Annotated in this window: 20 protein-coding genes; 9 read left to right on the forward strand and 11 right to left on the reverse strand. The window is 45.9% G+C overall.

Annotation, left to right across the window (positions count from 1 at the left end; genetic code table 11):
• Positions 1–224 precede the first annotated feature (224 nt).
• The 3 genes from NSU05_RS05475 (at position 225) to NSU05_RS05485 (ending at position 2927) form a co-directional block, all read left to right on the forward strand.
• The gene (locus NSU05_RS05475) at positions 225–674 is read left to right on the forward strand and encodes a GNAT family N-acetyltransferase (protein WP_038428740.1); all 450 of its coding nucleotides are present in this window, start codon (positions 225–227) and stop codon (positions 672–674) included.
• A 71-nt stretch (positions 675–745) separates the two neighbouring features.
• Positions 746–1738 carry an acryloyl-CoA reductase gene (locus tag NSU05_RS05480; protein ID WP_003233163.1) on the forward strand — a complete coding sequence of 331 codons (993 nt, stop codon included), beginning with the start codon at positions 746–748 and terminating at the stop codon, positions 1736–1738.
• A gap of 217 nt (positions 1739–1955) precedes the next feature.
• Complete coding sequence (locus NSU05_RS05485; RefSeq protein WP_003233159.1) at positions 1956–2927, forward strand: ABC transporter substrate-binding protein; 972 nt, start codon at positions 1956–1958, stop codon at positions 2925–2927.
• Between the two features lie 31 nt (positions 2928–2958).
• Here NSU05_RS05485 and phoE read toward each other — a convergent pair whose 3' ends face one another.
• The 6 genes from phoE to NSU05_RS05515 form a co-directional block, all read right to left on the reverse strand.
• Positions 2959–3540 (reverse strand): phosphatase PhoE, encoded by a 582-nt coding sequence (phoE, locus tag NSU05_RS05490; protein WP_003233157.1) that lies wholly within the window; start codon positions 3538–3540, stop codon positions 2959–2961.
• Between the two features lie 70 nt (positions 3541–3610).
• Complete coding sequence (locus NSU05_RS05495) at positions 3611–4705, reverse strand: acetyl-CoA C-acyltransferase (protein ID WP_038428741.1); 1095 nt, start codon at positions 4703–4705, stop codon at positions 3611–3613.
• On the reverse strand, positions 4702–6141 hold the full coding sequence (locus tag NSU05_RS05500; RefSeq protein WP_038428743.1) for an acyl-CoA synthetase: 1440 nt from the start codon (positions 6139–6141) through the stop codon (positions 4702–4704). Before NSU05_RS05500 ends, NSU05_RS05495 begins: the two co-directional genes overlap by 4 nt.
• Before the next feature lie 6 nt (positions 6142–6147).
• Positions 6148–6708 carry a biotin transporter BioY gene (locus NSU05_RS05505; RefSeq protein ID WP_052124598.1) on the reverse strand — a complete coding sequence of 187 codons (561 nt, stop codon included), beginning with the start codon at positions 6706–6708 and terminating at the stop codon, positions 6148–6150.
• A gap of 134 nt (positions 6709–6842) precedes the next feature.
• The gene (gene hemAT, locus NSU05_RS05510) at positions 6843–8141 is read right to left on the reverse strand and encodes a heme-based aerotactic transducer HemAT (protein WP_003245216.1); all 1299 of its coding nucleotides are present in this window, start codon (positions 8139–8141) and stop codon (positions 6843–6845) included.
• Positions 8142–8279: 138 nt separating this feature from the next.
• A complete protein-coding gene (locus NSU05_RS05515) occupies positions 8280–9809 on the reverse strand; it encodes an FAD-dependent oxidoreductase (RefSeq protein ID WP_038428744.1) in 1530 nt (509 codons plus the stop codon).
• 111 nt (positions 9810–9920) lie between these two features.
• On the opposite strand from NSU05_RS05515, the gene NSU05_RS05520 reads away from it, so the two are divergent.
• Positions 9921–10778 (forward strand): SDR family oxidoreductase, encoded by an 858-nt coding sequence (locus tag NSU05_RS05520; RefSeq protein ID WP_003245662.1) that lies wholly within the window; start codon positions 9921–9923, stop codon positions 10776–10778.
• Positions 10779–10805: 27 nt separating this feature from the next.
• On the opposite strand, the gene NSU05_RS05525 is transcribed toward NSU05_RS05520, so the two are convergent.
• Positions 10806–11039: an IDEAL domain-containing protein gene (locus NSU05_RS05525; protein WP_003233142.1), complete on the reverse strand. Its 234-nt coding sequence runs from the start codon at positions 11037–11039 to the stop codon at positions 10806–10808.
• A 292-nt stretch (positions 11040–11331) separates the two neighbouring features.
• On the opposite strand from NSU05_RS05525, the gene comK reads away from it, so the two are divergent.
• Entirely contained in the window at positions 11332–11910 is a 579-nt protein-coding gene (gene comK, locus NSU05_RS05530; RefSeq protein ID WP_029317573.1) for a competence transcription factor ComK, read from the forward strand.
• A 46-nt stretch (positions 11911–11956) separates the two neighbouring features.
• On the opposite strand, the gene NSU05_RS05535 is transcribed toward comK, so the two are convergent.
• Positions 11957–12856 (reverse strand): SDR family oxidoreductase, encoded by a 900-nt coding sequence (locus NSU05_RS05535; protein WP_003245421.1) that lies wholly within the window; start codon positions 12854–12856, stop codon positions 11957–11959.
• A 216-nt stretch (positions 12857–13072) separates the two neighbouring features.
• Between NSU05_RS05535 and NSU05_RS05540 the strand changes: the two genes are divergently transcribed.
• A complete protein-coding gene (locus NSU05_RS05540; RefSeq protein ID WP_029726293.1) occupies positions 13073–13342 on the forward strand; it encodes an excalibur calcium-binding domain-containing protein in 270 nt (89 codons plus the stop codon).
• A gap of 43 nt (positions 13343–13385) precedes the next feature.
• Here NSU05_RS05540 and NSU05_RS05545 read toward each other — a convergent pair whose 3' ends face one another.
• The 3 genes from NSU05_RS05545 to NSU05_RS05555 form a co-directional block, all read right to left on the reverse strand.
• Complete coding sequence (locus NSU05_RS05545) at positions 13386–14855, reverse strand: sodium:solute symporter (protein ID WP_029726292.1); 1470 nt, start codon at positions 14853–14855, stop codon at positions 13386–13388.
• Positions 14852–15052 carry a DUF3311 domain-containing protein gene (locus NSU05_RS05550; protein ID WP_003224377.1) on the reverse strand — a complete coding sequence of 67 codons (201 nt, stop codon included), beginning with the start codon at positions 15050–15052 and terminating at the stop codon, positions 14852–14854. The genes NSU05_RS05545 and NSU05_RS05550 overlap by 4 nt, the downstream gene beginning before the upstream one ends.
• Before the next feature lie 198 nt (positions 15053–15250).
• Positions 15251–15622 carry a hypothetical protein gene (locus NSU05_RS05555; RefSeq protein WP_014476361.1) on the reverse strand — a complete coding sequence of 124 codons (372 nt, stop codon included), beginning with the start codon at positions 15620–15622 and terminating at the stop codon, positions 15251–15253.
• A 151-nt stretch (positions 15623–15773) separates the two neighbouring features.
• On the opposite strand from NSU05_RS05555, the gene NSU05_RS05560 reads away from it, so the two are divergent.
• The 3 genes from NSU05_RS05560 to NSU05_RS05570 all read left to right on the forward strand — a co-directional run bounded on the left by NSU05_RS05560 (position 15774) and on the right by NSU05_RS05570 (position 18585).
• Positions 15774–16397 (forward strand): VTT domain-containing protein, encoded by a 624-nt coding sequence (locus NSU05_RS05560; protein WP_010886465.1) that lies wholly within the window; start codon positions 15774–15776, stop codon positions 16395–16397.
• A 1-nt stretch (position 16398) separates the two neighbouring features.
• The gene (gene lepB, locus NSU05_RS05565) at positions 16399–16905 is read left to right on the forward strand and encodes a signal peptidase I (protein WP_003233128.1); all 507 of its coding nucleotides are present in this window, start codon (positions 16399–16401) and stop codon (positions 16903–16905) included.
• Positions 16906–17085: 180 nt separating this feature from the next.
• The gene (locus NSU05_RS05570) at positions 17086–18585 is read left to right on the forward strand and encodes a monooxygenase (RefSeq protein ID WP_082200938.1); all 1500 of its coding nucleotides are present in this window, start codon (positions 17086–17088) and stop codon (positions 18583–18585) included.
• Positions 18586–18602 lie beyond the last annotated feature (17 nt).

Below are 18602 nucleotides of genomic sequence, written 5' to 3' on the forward strand. Positions count from 1 at the left end.
TGTTCATTATGCTGAAATGTCATGCTTTTTTAGGTTAAATGCTCCTGAGTCCCGGCAAATTCCTGTCGAAAAAATTCGTTCGAATGACCTGCGTGTGCTTCCGTGAGAACAATGGATATTATCGTGATATTTTTTCAAAGCATGATGATAAAAGTATTCTGAAAAATAAACTTTACAGAAAAGGGATAGAATGAAAAAATTATTGAGAGGGAGGAAGAAATAAGATGAACATTCGCCAAGCAAAGACATCAGATGCGGCCGCCATTGCGCCGTTGTTTAATCAATATCGGAAATTTTATAGACAGGCATCCGATTTGCAAGGGGCGGAGGCTTTTTTGAAAGCTCGTTTGGAAAATCACGAGTCTGTTATTTTTTTAGCAGAAGAAAATGGAGAATTCATAGGCTTTACCCAGCTCTATCCAACGTTTTCTTCTGTGTCAATGAAAAGGATCTACATATTAAATGACTTATTTGTCGTTCCTCATGCGCGTACAAAGGGAGCCGGCGGCCGGCTGCTTTCTGCCGCAAAGGATTATGCAGGGGAAAACGGGGCAAAATGTTTAACGCTTCAGACTGAGCACCACAACCGGAAGGCAAGAAGCTTGTATGAGCAAAACGGCTATGAAGAGGATACCGCATTTGTCCATTATTCTCTCAATGTGCCGGCGAAGTGAAAATGGCGGCTTGATGATTTGGTTTTTTGAACGTTCTTCGGTTACGATATAAATGAAAAGGAGTGTGCCGAATGTCAACGTTATTTCAAGCATTGCAGGCAGAAAAAAATGCCGATGATGTTTCAGTCCATGTGAAAACCATATCAACAGAGGATTTGCCGAAGGATGGTGTCCTGATTAAAGTTGCTTATTCCGGCATTAATTACAAAGATGGTCTGGCCGGAAAAGCAGGAGGCAATATCGTCAGAGAGTATCCGCTTATTTTAGGCATTGATGCTGCGGGTACGGTCGTCTCTTCCAATGATCCGCGTTTTGCGGAGGGGGATGAGGTGATCGCGACAAGCTATGAGCTCGGTGTCTCCCGTGATGGCGGATTAAGTGAATACGCTTCGGTGCCTGGTGACTGGCTGGTGCCTTTGCCACAGAATCTTTCGTTAAAAGAAGCGATGGTGTACGGAACGGCGGGATTTACTGCGGCGTTATCAGTGCATCGGCTTGAACAGAACGGTCTGTCTCCGGAAAAAGGCAGCGTGCTAGTCACAGGAGCAACCGGCGGTGTCGGCGGAATTGCGGTTTCGATGCTGAACAAGCGGGGCTATGATGTGGTGGCAAGCACCGGAAACCGGGAGGCGGCTGATTATTTGAAACAGCTCGGTGCAAGCGAAGTAATCAGCAGGGAAGATGTCTATGACGGAACGCTTAAGGCGCTGTCCAAGCAGCAATGGCAGGGAGCGGTTGATCCAGTCGGCGGAAAACAGCTTGCCTCGCTTTTAAGCAAAATTCAATACGGTGGATCTGTCGCAGTGAGCGGCTTAACCGGCGGAGGAGAAGTTCCGGCAACGGTGTATCCCTTTATTCTTCGCGGAGTAAGCCTGCTCGGAATCGATTCAGTATACTGTCCGATGGACGTCAGAGCCGCTGTTTGGGAGCGCATGTCTTCTGATCTCAAGCCTGATCAGCTGCTGACCATCGTGGACAGGGAAGTATCATTGGAAGAAACGCCGGGTGCGTTAAAAGATATTTTGCAAAATCGCATTCAAGGAAGAGTGATTGTGAAGCTTTAACAGGATCAGCTTGCAGAGAATGTTATTTTTCTGCAAGCTTTTTTGTGGACAGGATGATCAGCTGCTGGACTGCTGTGTCGCGAAACAAGATTTTCATGTAAGCGGAACTTTCTCTTCTCATTTTAAAAAATAATTGGTGATAATGATTCTCATTCCGTGTTATACTACTCTTGGACATCTTAACCATAGAAACTACCAACAGGAGAGACTGGAACATATGAAAAAAACACTGATTATTCTTACAGTTTTACTTCTTTCTGTCTTAACGGCTGCTTGCTCGTCTTCAAGCGGCAATCAAAACAGTAAAGAACATAAAGTGGCGGTAACACATGATTTAGGGAAGACAAATGTGCCTGAGCATCCGAAGCGGGTTGTTGTTCTTGAGCTTGGTTTTATTGATACACTGCTTGATCTCGGCATTACGCCTGTCGGGGTTGCCGATGACAACAAAGCGAAGCAGCTGATCAACAAGGATGTGCTGAAGAAAATTGACGGCTACACATCTGTCGGCACTCGCTCACAGCCAAGCATGGAAAAAATCGCTTCATTAAAACCCGATTTAATTATTGCTGACACGACCCGGCATAAGAAGGTGTACGATCAGCTGAAAAAAATAGCGCCGACGATTGCGCTTAATAATTTAAATGCTGATTATCAGGATACAATTGACGCTTCACTTACGATTGCAAAAGCAGTCGGCAAGGAGAAGGAAATGGAGAAAAAGCTGACGGCGCATGAAGAAAAGCTTAGCGAGACAAAGCAGAAAATCAGCGCGAACAGCCAGTCCGTGCTTTTGATCGGAAATACAAATGATACGATTATGGCCAGGGATGAAAACTTCTTTACATCAAGACTTTTAACACAGGTCGGCTATCGATATGCAATCAGTACGTCAGGTAATAGCGATTCAAGCAATGGCGGCGACTCTGTGAATATGAAAATGACACTGGAGCAGCTGCTGAAAACAGATCCGGATGTGATCATCCTGATGACAGGAAAAACAGATGACCTCGACGCCGACGGTAAACGCCCGATCGAAAAGAATGTCCTTTGGAAAAAACTGAAGGCAGTGAAAAACGGGCATGTATACCACGTGGATCGTGCGGTGTGGTCTCTACGCCGCAGTGTAGACGGGGCGAATGCCATTTTGGACGAGCTTCAAAAAGAGATGCCGGCTGCTAAGAAATAAAAGAAAAGACAGGCAAACGCCTGTCTTTTTCTTATTTGATAAAGCCGGATAAGTGGCTGTTAATATTATAGTCTTTTATCCGCCATTTTTCTTCTGCAAATTCAATGTTGCTGAGGCAGGCGTTGACGAGACGGGTGCTTTGAAGCTCCGGGTCACCGCCGGATATTTCCGTCAGCAGGGCGTGAATTGCCGCACCGTGCGCCACGATCAGCACCTTCTTGTTTGGATACGCCTGGTTCACTTTTGCCAAACCGCCCATCAGCCTGTCAGTGAGTTCTTCTAAGGTTTCCATATTCGGATAGATGTTATCTGGATAGCGCTTTGTCCGTTCCTCCAGCGGCATGCCCTCCGCGTCGCCGTAATCGCGTTCCTTAAAATCATCCATCTCGACTATCGGAAGATGCAGATATTCATTAATAATTTCCGCGGTTCTTTTCGCTCTTTTCAGCGGGCTCGTCACAATAATATCCCAAGAAAAGTCCTTTACATATTCTCCGGTTTCTCTTGCTTGGCGTTCACCTGTTGCGTTTAGCGGAATATCGGTTTTGCCTTGGCATTTTTGCTGCAGGTTCCAATCGGTTTCTCCATGTCTTACTAAACAAACGGCTGTCATAAAATCCCCTTCCTGACTTTATTCATATCGCTATTATACTAAATCGAAAGCGTGTGTCCTATGAAAAAGCCTATGCAAGAACTTCAAATAATAAAGCAAGTCCAATTCCGCCGCCGCTTCCGATGGCTGCAACCACATATTGACAGTCTGTCCGTCTTTTCGCTTCATAAAACAATCTGGTTACCAGAGCTGCACCTGATGCACCGTACGGATGGCCAAGAGCTAAGGCACCGCCGCGCACATTGATTTTTGAAAAGGGAATGCCGAGTTCTTGCGAGCAGACACAAATTTTGACGGCAAAGGCTTCATTGATTTCAAATAAACCGATATCCTCAGGTGTTACATCGTGTGTATGTAAGAGGTTACGGATCGCATCAACCGGTGCCGCGGGCGGAAAGTTGGGGTGAATCCCACTGACTGCGCTGCCGATAAACCGGAGCACAGGCTTAAGTCCCAGGGCTGCCGCTTTTTCTTCTTCTATTACCAAAAGAGCCGCTGCTCCGTCTGCTATGCCGCTGCTGTTGGCTGCTGTGACTGTTCCGGAGCTGGTGTCGAAAACCGGCTTTGCACGGGGAATAATCGCTTCTATTGGCCGCGTTTTCAAAAATGCTTCGTCCGTCTCCAATTCCCCGAGAGGAACAATTTCTTCACGGTAAAATCCTCCATCATGCGCGTTCCTGCTGCGTTGATGGCTGAGAAGGGCGTACTCATCCTGCATGCTTCTGCTGATGGAATAGCGTGCAGCCGTATATTCTGCCGCAATGCCCATGTCTGGATCGCCGATGGCATCTGGAGAAAAGCGGGCCCGTTCTGAAAAAGGGGATTGGCTGCCGCTTTCTGAGCCGCCCGCGATATACATCGTGCCGGCTCCCACTTGAATAAGGCTGCAGGCATAGCGCACAGCTTCAAGGCCGGAGCCGCACTGTCTGTCAATTGTCATTCCGGGAACCGATAAAGGCAGTCCGGCTTGAAGGGCTGACAGTCTGGCGAGGTTGCCGCCTCTGCCGGTAGCGTTTCCGAGAATGACCTCGTCAACTTGATCCTCTAGCTTTTGGCTGAGACAGCGGATGATGGGAGCTGACAAATCCTCCGGCAGGAAGGGCTTCAGCAGTCCGTTTTGATTTCCAAAGATCGTTCGTTTTGCATCAACAATAACCGCATTCATTTATACTGTATACTCTCTTCCAGCCATTTTTTCACTCTGGAACGGGCAATTTTTCCGCTGCTCGTTTCCGGCAAGCTGTCTGCAAACACCCATTTTTTCGGGATTTTGTAGGAGGCTAATTTCTGTTTACACAAGGCTTTCAGTGTTCTGGCATTAGCGTTTCCATGAATGACAGCTACAGCGATTTCTCCCCAATACTCGTCGGGAATGCCAACGACAGCCGCGCTTTCAACCTCTGGGCAGGCGAGAAGCACACGTTCAATTTCTTCTGGGAAAATATTTAATCCTCCGTACACGATCATCCCGTTTTCTCTTCCTGATATGTATAGAAAGCCCTCTTCATCAACATAGCCCATATCATCCACTGTTATCCATTCATCTGGTGTGCTGCCGTTCACATAGCCGGAAAACCGCATCGGGCTTTTGACAAATATTTTTCCGACTTCCCCTGGCTGACAGCGTTCTCCTCCAGCGTTGCGGATTTCGATCCGGGCATTATGAAAAGGGCGGCCCGCTGAATGAGGCTTCCGTTTGCTGTCTTCCGGTGAAGAAAACGTAACAAAACTTAGCTCTGATGTGCCGTAAAAATCGTACAGCTTGAGATGAGGCCATGCAGCGGCAAGCTTCTCCTTGGATTCTGCCGGCCAGTCTGCGCCGGATGAAATGATTTTGACGGGACTGTCGGGAAAACCCTCAATCCTTGTGAGGGCGTCTGTCATCGTCGGTACGGTATAGAGAACACTGATGGATTCACGGCTCAGCCATTCCTTCGTTTTGGCAGGAGAAAACTTTTTCAGCAAACAAACGGTTCCTCCGAGAAACAAGGTGCTGACAGCCCCATATAGGAAGTGAGAGGACATTAACGCTCCGGGAATCAGAACCTTATCATCTGATGAAATCGAAAAATCTGTTTCCGTACAGGTAAAGCTCTCCATCCATGAGCGGTGAGATCGCGTAAAGGCCTTCGGTTTTCCTGTCGAGCCCGACGTAAATCCCATATAAAAAGGGTGCTCCGGATCAATGGTAGGCAAGGGATCAGCGGCTGCCTCAGAAATATCTGCCATACAGTTATCCAGCAATACAACAGGTGTCTGGCTATCTGTCAGTTTGTTTTTGAAAAAGGCTAAAGTAACCACAAGATCCGCATTGCTTATGGACAGCCGCTCCTTACATTCTGCCGCGCTCCAGCGTGTGTCGATGGGAATTGCCGTACATCCAGCCGCTGCGGCTCCGGCAAACAGCTGTAAAAACGCCAGACTATTTGGGAGCAGGATCGCCACACGATTCGGCATGCTCGGCTGTGACCGCAGCCAATTTGCGGTTTGAAAGACAAGCCGATCCCAATCTTGGTACGTGATTTGCTCCGATTCAGTCTGGATCGCTACACGGCCGGGCGATGTTTCGGCGGTAGATGAATAGGTATGGGTAATTGTCATGTAGTGTCATCCTCCTTTTGTAAACATCGTATCAGAAAGAGACAAGGCTTGAGTGATTTTTATCGCCAGAAATGCAGATACAGCCGCTTTTATCAAATCACCAGGCACATATGCAAGGCTCATGAAGGCGGCCTGTGACAAATCAATATGCATGATAAAAGCTTGTACCGGTATACCAAGCAGATAAATAAAGATGATGCCGAATACGATATGAGTGAAAAAGAGACGCAATACTGTCACCTTCCGCAGCCTGTTAGCGGCTAAACTGATCAGCCATGAAGCGAGGGGATAAGCAATCAAAAAGCTTGCGCTCGGTCCGAAAAACACACCAAAACCGCCTCGTCCGCCGGGCAACAGCGGCGCTCCGAAGGCGACGAGCAGCAAAAAGACAAGCTGGCTTAAGAAAGCAGACTTTGGCCTGAGAATGCTGCCTGCCAACATGACACCAAGCGTTTGCAATGTAATCGGAACGGGTGTAAAGGATAAGAAGAGAGGGGGCATAAAGCCGAGCACTGCCATCAGCGCGGTGAAAATCGCAATATGCATCATGTCGATTAATTTCAGCATGTGAAATCCTCCAAACAGTAATCAAATATGGTTATACAATAAATGCAGGCAATTATTATGTCAACTGATTTTTAATTTAAGTTTACATAATGAACGCAAAAAAACCGGCCGTATGGCAGACCGGTTTTTGATGGTTATTCTTCTGTCAGGATGACAAGCGAATCAACGGAAGCGGCCACATGGGAAACGGCGCGGCTGACTTCCTGAAGCCCTCCAAGAAAGGCTTGCAGATCGACGTCGATTTTGCCTGATTGCTCTTTGCTGATTTTCATGCTGTGGACGATTTCATCGAATAAGCGGTTAATTTGCGTCATTTTTTCTTTACTTTCGCTGACTAGCTCATTCACGTCTTTGATATGCTTGGATACAATGTTGATTTGTGTATTCGTATTGTTCACAAGCTCAGAAACAGTAGAGACGGTTTTTTTCGTATCCTCAGAAAGCTTCCGCACTTCATTTGCCACGACAGCAAAGCCTTTGCCGTGTTCTCCGGCGCGGGCGGATTCAATAGATGCATTGAGCGAGAGAAGGTTTGTTTGTTCAGCTATGCCTGTGACGATGCCGAAGATTTTTTCAATTTGCTGCGCGATTTCATCCAGCTTGACCATTTCTTTTTCGATTTGGACAAGGCTTGTGTCAATTTTGTTCATCTGTTTTTGCTGGACTTCTAGCTCTTTTTTTCCGCCGATCGACTTTTCTTCAACAGTGCTGGATGTTACAGTGCCGGCTTTGGATGCTTGAGAAATGCCTTCAGATTTGTCCACAAGCTCTTGAACTGATCTGCTTGTTTCTGAAAACAGATTGGCAATCGATCCAGAGGTTTCTTGAATTTTCTGATGAAGAAGGTTTTTCTTTTCTTCTTGTTCATCACGGGTCTGGTTGTACTCGCTTTGAAACGCTTCAAGGACAAGCTGCTGTTCTAAGTTCAAGATTTTTGTTGTTGCTTTAATGGCTTTTAGCAGTTCTTGCTGATTTGTAATTGACGCTTCATAAATGTCAATCATTGACAAAAGAAGCTCTTGAAACGCACCCATATACCATTTTGGCAAAAGGCCGATTCTTAAATGGATGGAGGCGATTCGGTTACGCTTTTCAATAAATTCATCATCGATAACGCCTGCAAACATTTCCTGAATATGCCGTTTTAACGTTTGTTTTAAGCGGTCAACTGAGCTGTGATCATTAATGATATCCATCAATGAGCTTTCATGGTCAAGGTTTTTATAAAACGCATCAACGATATTTACGATATTTTCTTGAATGAGTGGCTGAAGCTGCTCTAACACGTAAAGCTCAGCATCTCCCAACCTGACCATTTTGAGCTGTTTTTTGACATCTGCATGTTTGTTTGTGAGCTGAATGCGGTTTTTTTGCTGTCCGTTTGAATCTGAAAAGTAAGCTGTTTCTTGTTTTCTGTCTTTTTTAAATAACAATACAATGATCCCCCTTGGGAAAAATATAATTTTTACTTTTTGGCTTTTTAAGCCTTTTTCTTTTTTATCGGCCAAGAGAAACATGAATGAAGCTGCAGATGAAAAATATTTGAAAAACCGTTCATTAAAATGAACGGTTTAATCGAGATCTATTTGTTTTAATGGTTTAATGGCCGGACCCTCTACAACTTCGCCAGATGGCTTAAAGCGTGATCCGTGGCACGGACAATCCCACGTATGCTCACTGTCGTTCCACTCGACCTCGCAGCCTAAATGGGTACAAGTCGTATCAACGAGATGGAGGCAGCCTGTCTCATCCCGAAATGCTCCCGCTCGCCTGCCGTTTATGGAGACGGCTTTCCCTTCTCCTGGCGAAATGTCTTCAAATTGGACATCAGGCTTTTCAAGCTTTCCTTTAATCAAATGCTTGGCGACATCGGCATTGTAGGAAATCACTTTCTGCAACCCGGGATTCAGATGGAAACGGGACGGAGTGAAAATGCTTTCGTATGGATTGTCTTTTTTCTCCACAAGGTCTGACAATAGAGTGGCTGCGACTGCTGAGGACGTCATGCCCCATTTTTTGAACCCGGTCGCTACTAGAATATTGTCCTCATTTTCCGACATCGGTCCGATAAACGGGATTTTGTCGATCGTCACTAGATCTTGTGTGGACCAATAATATGGAATGCTTTCGATGCCGATGGTGCTTTCGGCCAGTTGTCTCAGTGTTTCATAATGTGTAGACATGGCTTTTCCCTGGCCTGTTTTATGGCTTACTCCGCTGAAGAGAATCAGCTTTTCACCGTTTACAACCGTATAGCGGAGCGCCACTGACGGCTGATCGATACTCAAATACATGCCCTCGGGATACTCGATCTTCGGCTTGATGGCAAGGACATAAGATCTGTCGGAGTACATTCTCGCAGCATATAATCCGCCTCCGTCATAAAAAGGGAAGTGGGAACAGCATATGATAAAGCGGCTCTTAATGGCGTGCCGGCTTTTTGTTACCACTTCGGGCCTTTCGCCTTTTTTGATATCAAGCGCAACGGTCTCTTCATAAATTCGGCTGCCTTTTTGAACAATTTGCTCCAGAAGCGCTTTTAAGTATTGAAGCGGATGAAATTGAGCTTGATTCTTCATGACAAGCGCCAGCTTAGAACCTAAGGGAATTGGAAGATCCTTGATAAGGTCTCTTTCAATTCCGAGCTTTGTGTATGCCTCATGCTCGGTGCGGATTTTTTGAACAGCGTTTTCATTTGCCGTATAAAGATATGCGTCTTGCTCGATCCATTCACAATCAATTTGATGTTCATCCACAATGCCTTTTATGTAATCAATTGCGTTTTGGTTTGCTTCATAATAAAGCCTCGCATGGTTTAATCCGAAATGGCGGATAAATTCGTCGTATATCATGTCATGCTGTGCGGTAACTTTAGCAGTTGTATGCGCAGTGGTTCCGTTAAGAACCTGATTTGCTTCAATCAAAACGACACGGAAGCCTCTCTTCGTAAGTTCATATGCCGTTGTGATTCCTGTAATCCCGCCTCCGATAATGGTGACGTCACATTCAGTGTCCTCTTGAAGCGCAGGAAAAGAAGGCAGGTCAGTTGATGTTTTCCAGTATGTTTCAGGTGCTTCCTTTGCAAAATGTTGATTAGCCAAGCCGTTATACCTCCAATCAGATTTATTCTTAATTTTTCCATATTCTATCTTTTCATACATAGGAAGCAGGCATTGTTCATAACATAATAAGGTTGAAAAGGAGTGATTTCATTGGCGAATCAAAAAAAGAAAACATTACCGCCTCAGCACCAGAACCAGCAGCCTGGTTTTGAATATCTGATGGACCCGCGTCCGGTTTTTGATAAGCCGAAGAAAGCGAAAAAATTAGAGGGCAAAACCGCTATTATTACTGGAGGAGACAGCGGGATTGGACGCGCTGTCTCGGTGTTATTCGCAAAAGAAGGAGCTAATGTGGTCATTGTGTATTTGAATGAACATCAGGACGCCGAGGAAACAAAGCAGTATGTAGAAAAGGAAGGGGTAAAATGCCTGCTGATTGCAGGAGATGTTGGGGATGAAGCGTTTTGCAATGATGTGGTCGGGCAGGCAAGCCAAGTGTTTCCATCCATTGATATATTGGTTAACAATGCAGCTGAGCAGCATGTCCAGCCCAGCATTGAAAAAATCACCAGCCACCAGCTGATCAGAACCTTCCAAACAAACATTTTTTCCATGTTTTACTTAACAAAGGCAGTGCTGCCTCATTTAAAAAAAGGGAGCTCTATTATTAATACCGCTTCAATTACCGCCTATAAAGGCAATAAAACGCTGATCGATTATTCAGCGACAAAAGGCGCGATCGTTACGTTTACAAGGTCCCTTTCCCAGTCGCTTGTTCAGCAGGGCATACGGGTCAATGCAGTGGCACCGGGTCCCATTTGGACACCGCTTATCCCGGCCAGCTTTGCCGCAAAAGACGTGGAAGTGTTTGGTTCAGACGTGCCGATGGAACGCCCGGGACAGCCGGTCGAAGTGGCGCCAAGCTATCTATACCTTGCCAGCGACGATTCCACATACGTCACAGGGCAGACGATTCACGTCAATGGCGGAACAATTGTGAACGGATAATAAAAAGCCAATCCTTGAAGGATTGGCTTATTCGCTCTGCTTGAGCGCTGCATATTCTTTAGAGAGCGTAAGAAACGCATCTTTATCTTTTTCGTCCAAGGCTTTGTTAATTTGGTCCGTCAGCATGGCAAGCCGACGGTTATACAAGGATTCATCGAGCACCATTTGAATGTAAATATCCGTCATTGTGACATCGAATTCTTTTGTTTTTTGCGTGTTGCGGGACTTCATGAGCTCAGTGTACGATTTTTTCTCTTTCATAAAGAATCCCCCCAATGCCTTTTTTATAGTATATGGATAACGGTCGAAAAAATCAATAAATTTTTATAATTTTTAGACAACTAATACTTGGCAATCTATCGACATATCCTGCAAAATGCCGTAAACCGGCAAGTCTTATGAAAGTAAAATCGGTTTATTACTAGTTATTTAGTACCATTAAATATCATTAAAAGATGATTTTATCTTAAATGTTAAAAAAACCTGTCGTTTTACAAAAACAGATGATAGATTATTAGTATAAATTTTGCAGAAAAAGGATGGAGGCCATAATATGAGTCAGAAAACAGACGCACCTTTAGAATCGTATGAAGTGAACGGCGCAACAATTGCCGTGCTGCCAGAAGAAATAGACGGCAAAATCTGTTCCAGAATTATTGAAAAAGATTGCGTGTTTTATGTAAACATGAAGCCGCTGCAAATTGTCGACAGAAGCTGCCGATTTTTTGGATCAAGCTATGCGGGAAGAAAAGCAGGAACTTATGAAGTGACAAAAATTTCACACAAGCCGCCGATCATGGTGGACCCTTCGAACCAAATCTTTTTATTCCCTACACTTTCTTCGACAAGACCCCAATGCGGCTGGATTTCCCATGTGCATGTAAAAGAATTCAAAGCGACTGAATTTGACGATACGGAAGTGACGTTTTCAAATGGGAAAACGATGGAGCTGCCGATCTCTTATAATTCGTTCGAGAACCAGGTATACCGAACAGCGTGGCTCAGAACCAAATTCCAAGACAGAATCGACCACCGCGTGCCGAAAAGACAGGAATTTATGCTGTACCCGAAAGAAGAGCGGACGAAGATGATTTATGATTTTATTTTGCGTGAGCTCGGGGAACGGTATTAGAAAAATAGGAAGGAGCTGACCGAACAGGGCAGCTCCTTTCATAAACCTATGCCGTCGGAATTCCTCCGGTGATTCCATATACCTGAGATGTCACATAGCTTGAATTCTCTGAAGCTAGAAATACATAAACATCGGCCAATTCCACTGGCTGTCCAGCGCGATTTAATGGAGCTGGCGGCGTGCCTTGTCCGAATTTCGGGATGTTTTCCGTCGGCTGTCCGCCGGAAATTTGCAGCGGTGTCCAAATTGGTCCGGGCGCAACTGAATTTACTCTGATGCCTTTGGAAGCAAGCTGTTTTCCCAGTCCGACGGTAAAGCCGATAATGGCGTTTTTCGTTGCTGCGTAATCTAACAGCATCGGGCTTGGATTATAGCCTTCAACTGAGGTAGTTGTGATAATTGAAGCTCCCTCCGGCAAATACGGAAGCGCCGCTTTTACAACCCAGTAAAGGGAAAAGACGTTCACTTCAAATGTTTTATAGATTTGTTCAGTAGGCAGATCTTCGATGTTTTCGACCGCTTGCTGTTTGCCTGCAACGAGCGCTAGCACATCAAGTCCGCCGAGTTCGTGATGCGACTGTTTGACTAGATCTTGGCAAAAGGATTCGTCGCTCAAATCTCCGGGGATCAGCACTGCTTTTCGGCCTTCTGCTTCAATTAGCTCTTTTACCTCTTCAGCATCTGGCTGTTCCTCGGGCAAGTAGTTAATGGCCACATCGGCACCTTCTCTGGCGTAAGCAATCGCGGCAGCGCGGCCGATACCGGAATCGCCGCCCGTGACAAGCGCTTTTCGACCCGTTAGTTTACCTGATCCTTTGTAGCTTTTTTCTCCGCAATCAGGGACAGGCTTCATGTTCTTTTGCAGGCCTGGCGGTTCTTGATATTGTTCGGGAAATTCATCATGAAAAAATGCTTTTATAGGATTCGTAAGATTTGAATCAGACATCAGCAACGCTCCTTTTCTGTTTGGTGTACATTCGTATGTGTACCCCTGAGCATAAGCAGAAAAACATGTTTTGGCAGTTTGAATAGTGAAGGAAAAAGAAAACAAGAAAAAACAAAGCCTTCTTCCATATTTATCTTGTCAAATAAGACTATATGAATTATGATAAATTCGAGCTATAAATCAACTAAATATTGGGTGTTGGGGGAGTGAATCGTCATGAAAAAAGCGGCGGCGGTTTTGCTGTCACTCGGTCTCGTTTTCGGTTTTTCATGCGGAGCTGACCATGTGGCGGAAGCCAAAACAAAGGTGAAGGTCTATAAGAACTGCAAGGAGTTAAACAAAGTATACAAAGGCGGAGTGGCCCGCACATCGAAGGTGAAAAACAAAGGCGGAAAAACGAAGTACAAGCCTTACGTCTCTAAGGACCTTTATGATGCCAATAAAAATAAAGACCGCGATAAAGATCTTATCGCCTGTGAACGGTAAACAAGAAAAAGCAATCTGATGACCAGATTGCTTTTTCTATTGCTTAAGCCGCCTGATCGGCCGCAGCACTTTTCGCCTTCCTTGTCATAAGGCTGACTGCCATCATGACCGTGATATTCAAAAGCAGGGCGACGATGCCGACATTCAAGTCTTTTGCGGATTGCGGCAGAGCCGGAAATAAAGTGCCGATCGTCGTTTCCGTCATTGTAATATAAGTAACTGCTCCGACACCTGCAATAATGCCGGCGAAGGCTCCTTGCTTTGTCACCATATTATGCTTGAACAGGCTGAACAAAAGGGCGGGGAAAAGCTGTGTGACAAGGCTGTAGCCCATCAAAAGCAGCGTAACGATGGTATTCCCGCCTTTGAAGGTAAAATACACCGAAATCAACGCAATCACCGGCACTAAAAACTTAGCAAGAGCCGATACTTGCTGTTCTGTCGTGCGGGGCGCGATTACCTTGTACACATTTTTTGCAAACAGTGTGGAGGCGGACATTAAGATCATAGACCCTGGCACAAGTGCTGTCAGCAGTCCGGCAGCACCGATAATTCCGACAAACCAAGGGTCAAATGCTTGCAGAGACAGTCTCAAAAGCGACAAATCCCCGTCTGCGCCATTCAGATCTGGAACTTGCAGGATAGCCGCGAAGCCGACGAAAAGGACAAAGAGCAGGACCAGCTGGTACAAAGGCATGATGATGGCGTTTTTACGAAAGACTTTTGGGTTTTCGGCTGAATACGAAGCGGAAAACGTGTGAGGCCACATGTAAAAACCAAGCGCTGTCAAGAGTACGGTTGAACTGAACCAGGCCACACTTTGTCCCGATTCGGGGAGCGTAAGAAAGCCAGGCTTTGCCGTTTCAATCTGCTGAAACATGTCTTGAAATCCGCCGTAGTAATGAATTGGCAAATACACACCTAAAAACAGAACGACAACCAGAATCATGATGTCCTTCACAACCGATATCCAGGCAGACCCGTGAATGCCTGAAACCATAACATAAACCGTGATGGAAACAGCGCCGATCCAGATGGCAGCGGTCGGGGTGATTTTGCCGTACGAGGTTTCCGATACAATCAGCCCGAGGCCTTTCAGCTGCAGTACAAGATAGGGAATGAGTGCGGCGATGCCGACCAGTGAAACGAGAATGCCAAGCAGCGGACTGTTGTATTTTTTTGTGAAAAAATCAGACTGCGACATTAGTTTATGCTGTTTCGCGTACGTCCAAACTGCTGGAAGAAGCCAGTAAGAAAGGATGTAGGCCAGACATCCGTAGGCGATGATATAAAAGGCTGGACCGCCCTTTCCGTAGGCCCAGCCGCTGCCGCCGAGAAACGTAAAAGTAGTATAAATTTCGCCTGCCATCAAAAGGAAGACGAAAACAGTTCCGAAGCCGCGCCCTCCGACCGTCCACTGCTCCAGGTTCATGTCTTTTCCTTTTTGGGCGCGTATACCGAGAAAAATACTCAAGAGCAGGACACCGAAAATGATGATGAGAGCTGCATTCATTCTGCTTCCTCCTTTTTATTTTCCTTGTCGAGGACATACACAATCGCCATCAGCGCAGAGGTCAAAAGAGCCCACATCACAATATAGGCAAGAATAAACGGCATGCCGAACACGTAGGGGGTCACCTTATTTGCAAAAGGGATGCCGAGTAAGATACCGATAAAGGGCAAAGCGGCAAGAACGTGAATCAGTTTCATAGAATCCTCCTTCTATTTAGGATTGGGGTGTACAAGCCCAAGCGTACTGAAAATGATGTCGCAGATATGGCAGCACATGTCACTTTTTAGGGTGAAAGGCTGTGGTTCGAATTATAAATAAATTTATTTTGTTTGTATAGTGTGAATTGTCTGAAATTAATGCTCTGAATCGCCCGAAGAGGGAACGGGCAGTATGATTCAAAAGGCTCGGAGTCTGTCCGGGGCAAATAGATAGTATGTTAATAATTCGCTGACCTGCTCACGGATTCGCGGATTAAAATAGCGATGGTTTTCTTCATAACCGTCGATGACAAATGTATAGAGCGTAAAGGCTTCATCGCGTTCCGTCTCGCGGATTGCAATTTTTCTTTTCCTCAGTTCTTTTCTGACCTCCATCAAATCCTTTTGTGCTATTTTTAATGATTCGCTGATAAGCTGTTTATAAGGATGCTTCAATTTTAATGTGCTTTCTTCAATTCCGGCGAGATCACGGTTAAAAATCGTAATGGCCATGGGCAAAAAGAGAGCCCGTTCAATTAAATCGTATATTTCCTCCTGCAGATTTGGCATGTTGACTCCTTCTTTCTAAGGGAACGTTTGTTCTATTTGTATTCTATATCGGCTGGTGAAATGTTTCAAGACAGAAAAAATCACCAAAACTTTTTAGTTTTCTGCTGATAATGTGTAGAATAAGGATAGACAAACCCGGTAAGGAGTATAAATGTTGGAGCATTTTTTATCCTATTTGACACAAGAACATTTAACTGAATTATTTCAAAGCTATAGGGCTTTCGGTCCGCTCATTGCTGTGCTGCTGCCTTTAATTGAAGCATTTCTCCCGTTTTTGCCGCTGATCGTGTTTGTGGTGGCGAATACGAACTCGTTTGGCTTGTGGGAAGGATTCATCCTGTCCTGGGCGGGATCAACTGCTGGTTCCATTCTCGTCTTTTTGATTGTCCGTCAATACGGACAGAGAAAATTGCTTGGATTTATCCGCAGTCATCCGTCTGTCAGAAAGCTGATGTTATGGGTGGAAAGACACGGCTTCGGTCCCATGTTTCTTCTGCTTTGTTTTCCATTTACACCGTCAGCCGCGGTGAATGTTGTTGCTGGTTTGTCAAGGATCGGAACGCGGCCGTTTATTTTGGCGGCAGCCTCGGGGAAGCTTGTCATGATTTTTATGATCAGCTTCATCGGATATGATCTGCACGCGCTGATTACACAGCCGATTCGAACGGTCATCGCCGTATTGGTGATCACTGTCTTATGGTATGTCGGCAAAAAGGTGGAGCGGTATCTGCATGTAAGAGCCAGTCAGCGTGAGCATGATGGAGGGAGACAGTAACATGAAAAAACGGTTTTGGTTTCTTGCCGGTGTAGTGTCCGTTGTTCTCGCCATTCAGGTTAAAAATGCTGTCTTTATTGATTACAAGGTAGAAGGCGTCAGTATGAACCCGACCTTCCAGGAAGGAAACGAATTGTTGGTCAATAAATTTTCGCATCGATTTAAAACCATCCATCGTTTTGACATCGTCCTTTTTAAAGGCCCTGATCATAAAGTGCTGATTAAACGGGTAATCGGCTTGCCCGGTGAAACGATCAAATATAAAGATGATCAGCTGTATGTGAACGGAAAGCAGGTTGCTGAGCCATTTTTGAAGCATTTGAAATCTGTTTCTGCCGGCAGCCATGTAACGGGTGATTTTTCTTTGAAAGATGTGACGGGAACAAGCAAGGTGCCGAAAGGAAAATATTTTGTCGTTGGAGATAATCGCATATACAGCTTCGACAGCCGGCATTTTGGTCCGATAAGAGAAAAAAATATTGTCGGTGTGATTTCTGATGCCGAATAAAAAGACGCTAATTGAAGAGGCGTCTTTTTGTATGCCGTTTGGAAAAATGTGTTGAAGAAAAATTTGTAAGGAGCTATAATAAAATTTGTTACCTGTGTAACAAAATTTATATATTTTTTTGACTGGAGGGCCGTTTTTATTGGTTTTTGTTCGTTTTTCATGAAACAAAAGGAGTGGTGAATGATGATGAAATATGAAGCAGTGATTATAGGAGGAGGGCCGGTTGGATTTATGCTGGCTTCTGAGCTTGCAATGGCCGGAGTGGGAACATGTGTGATTGAACGGCTTGAAAAACCTGTTCCGCATTCCAAGGCGTTGACGCTGCACCCCCGAACGCTGGAGCTTCTTGAGATGAGAGGGATTTTAGAGCGGTTCGTATCCAAGGGAAGCAAGATACCTACCGGACATTTTTCAATGCTGGATACCCGTCTGGATTTTTCAGGCTTGGATACGAGCTGTCCTTACACGCTTTTGCTCCCGCAGTCCAAAACAGAAAAGCTTCTTGAAGATCATGCACGAAGCCTGGGAACAGAGGTGTTTCGGGGTGCCGAGGCGCTGGCGGTTACGCAAAACGGGGAAGCGGTCCAAACAATTTTTAAGGATCGGGACGGCAGTGTACGGACGATCACAAGCAAGTTTGCCGTTGGGGCAGATGGCGCCGGGAGTACCGTCCGGAAACAGGCGAAAATTGAGTTTCCGGGAACAGACAGCACTGTCACCGCTGCGCTTGGGGATGTGGCGCTCCTTTCTCCGCCGGCGTCAGGCGTGCTGTCCCTTTGCACAAAAGAGGGCGGTGTTATGATTGTTCCGTTATCTTCAGACCGATATCGTGTCGTTGTGATCAGCCCTTATCGCACGCAAACGCCGAAAGATGTGCCTGTGACTGAGGAAGAGCTGAAAGCTGACCTCCTGCGAATTTGCGGAACTGACTTTGGTTTAAGCGACCCTTCGTGGATGTCGCGGTTCGGGAACGTCGCGCGCCAAGCGAAACGGTATCGGGACGGTAGAATCTTTCTTGCGGGTGATGCCGCGCATATTCATTTTCCGGCGGGCGGGCAAGGACTGAATGCCGGCCTTCAGGATGCAATGAACCTTGGGTGGAAACTGGCGGCGGCCATCAAAGGTTCTGCGCCTTCATGGCTTTTGGACAGCTACCATGACGAGCGGCACCCGGCAGCTGAAGGGCTCCTCAGAAACACGGAGGCACAGACAAAGCTGATCGATTTCACTCAAGCAGGCCTCCATTTGCGAAGCATGATGTCGGAGCTGCTGGCCTTCCCTGATGTGAATCGATATGTAGCAGGGCAAATTTCTGCACTCGATGTCAGATATGAAGCTGATGGTACCATGCCGCCGAATCGGTTGAACGGGGCAAGGCTCCCTGACACGGAGCTGATTCTTTCCGACGGCAATTCGGAACGGCTGTACAGCTTTCTACAAAACGGGACATTCGTTTTGCTGTCATTGAGGCAGGAAGCTGATGATCATATCGAAGTGAAAGGCTTACGTACGGTAACCGCCTCGCTTGCAGAGCCGAATGAAAAGTTGCAGGATGTGCATACCATATTGATTCGTCCCGATGGACATGTAGCCTGGGCGGTGGATGCATCAGCGCCCGATTGTGCCGAGGTGATTCAAAAAGGAATCAGCCGCTGGTTTTCCGTCACCAGCCGAGTATAATTCAATTCGATTGTTTC

It is taken from the genome of Bacillus sp. EU52 (genome assembly GCF_037964975.1).
GTDB lineage: Bacteria > Bacillota > Bacilli > Bacillales > Bacillaceae > Bacillus > Bacillus subtilis.

What these genes read in the sequence shown, in the direction of transcription:
- NSU05_RS05545 (WP_029726292.1), bottom strand. Translation starts at nt 14,855, where the DNA reads ATGAATGCAGCTCTCATCATCATTTTCGGTGTCCTGCTCTTGAGTATT.
- NSU05_RS05555 (WP_014476361.1), bottom strand. Translation starts at nt 15,622, where the DNA reads ATGCCAAATCTGCAGGAGGAAATATACGATTTAATTGAACGGGCTCTC.
- NSU05_RS05505 (WP_052124598.1), bottom strand. Translation starts at nt 6,708, where the DNA reads ATGCTGAAATTAATCGACATGATGCATATTGCGATTTTCACCGCGCTG.
- NSU05_RS05540 (WP_029726293.1), top strand. Translation starts at nt 13,073, where the DNA reads ATGAAAAAAGCGGCGGCGGTTTTGCTGTCACTCGGTCTCGTTTTCGGT.
- NSU05_RS05570 (WP_082200938.1), top strand. Translation starts at nt 17,086, where the DNA reads ATGATGATGAAATATGAAGCAGTGATTATAGGAGGAGGGCCGGTTGGA.
- NSU05_RS05525 (WP_003233142.1), bottom strand. Translation starts at nt 11,039, where the DNA reads ATGAAAGAGAAAAAATCGTACACTGAGCTCATGAAGTCCCGCAACACG.
- NSU05_RS05475 (WP_038428740.1), top strand. Translation starts at nt 225, where the DNA reads ATGAACATTCGCCAAGCAAAGACATCAGATGCGGCCGCCATTGCGCCG.
- lepB (WP_003233128.1), top strand. Translation starts at nt 16,399, where the DNA reads ATGAAAAAACGGTTTTGGTTTCTTGCCGGTGTAGTGTCCGTTGTTCTC.
- phoE (WP_003233157.1), bottom strand. Translation starts at nt 3,540, where the DNA reads ATGACAGCCGTTTGTTTAGTAAGACATGGAGAAACCGATTGGAACCTG.
- NSU05_RS05495 (WP_038428741.1), bottom strand. Translation starts at nt 4,705, where the DNA reads ATGAATGCGGTTATTGTTGATGCAAAACGAACGATCTTTGGAAATCAA.
- NSU05_RS05560 (WP_010886465.1), top strand. Translation starts at nt 15,774, where the DNA reads ATGTTGGAGCATTTTTTATCCTATTTGACACAAGAACATTTAACTGAA.
- NSU05_RS05480 (WP_003233163.1), top strand. Translation starts at nt 746, where the DNA reads ATGTCAACGTTATTTCAAGCATTGCAGGCAGAAAAAAATGCCGATGAT.
- NSU05_RS05500 (WP_038428743.1), bottom strand. Translation starts at nt 6,141, where the DNA reads ATGACAATTACCCATACCTATTCATCTACCGCCGAAACATCGCCCGGC.
- comK (WP_029317573.1), top strand. Translation starts at nt 11,332, where the DNA reads ATGAGTCAGAAAACAGACGCACCTTTAGAATCGTATGAAGTGAACGGC.
- NSU05_RS05485 (WP_003233159.1), top strand. Translation starts at nt 1,956, where the DNA reads ATGAAAAAAACACTGATTATTCTTACAGTTTTACTTCTTTCTGTCTTA.
- NSU05_RS05550 (WP_003224377.1), bottom strand. Translation starts at nt 15,052, where the DNA reads ATGAAACTGATTCACGTTCTTGCCGCTTTGCCCTTTATCGGTATCTTA.
- NSU05_RS05535 (WP_003245421.1), bottom strand. Translation starts at nt 12,856, where the DNA reads ATGTCTGATTCAAATCTTACGAATCCTATAAAAGCATTTTTTCATGAT.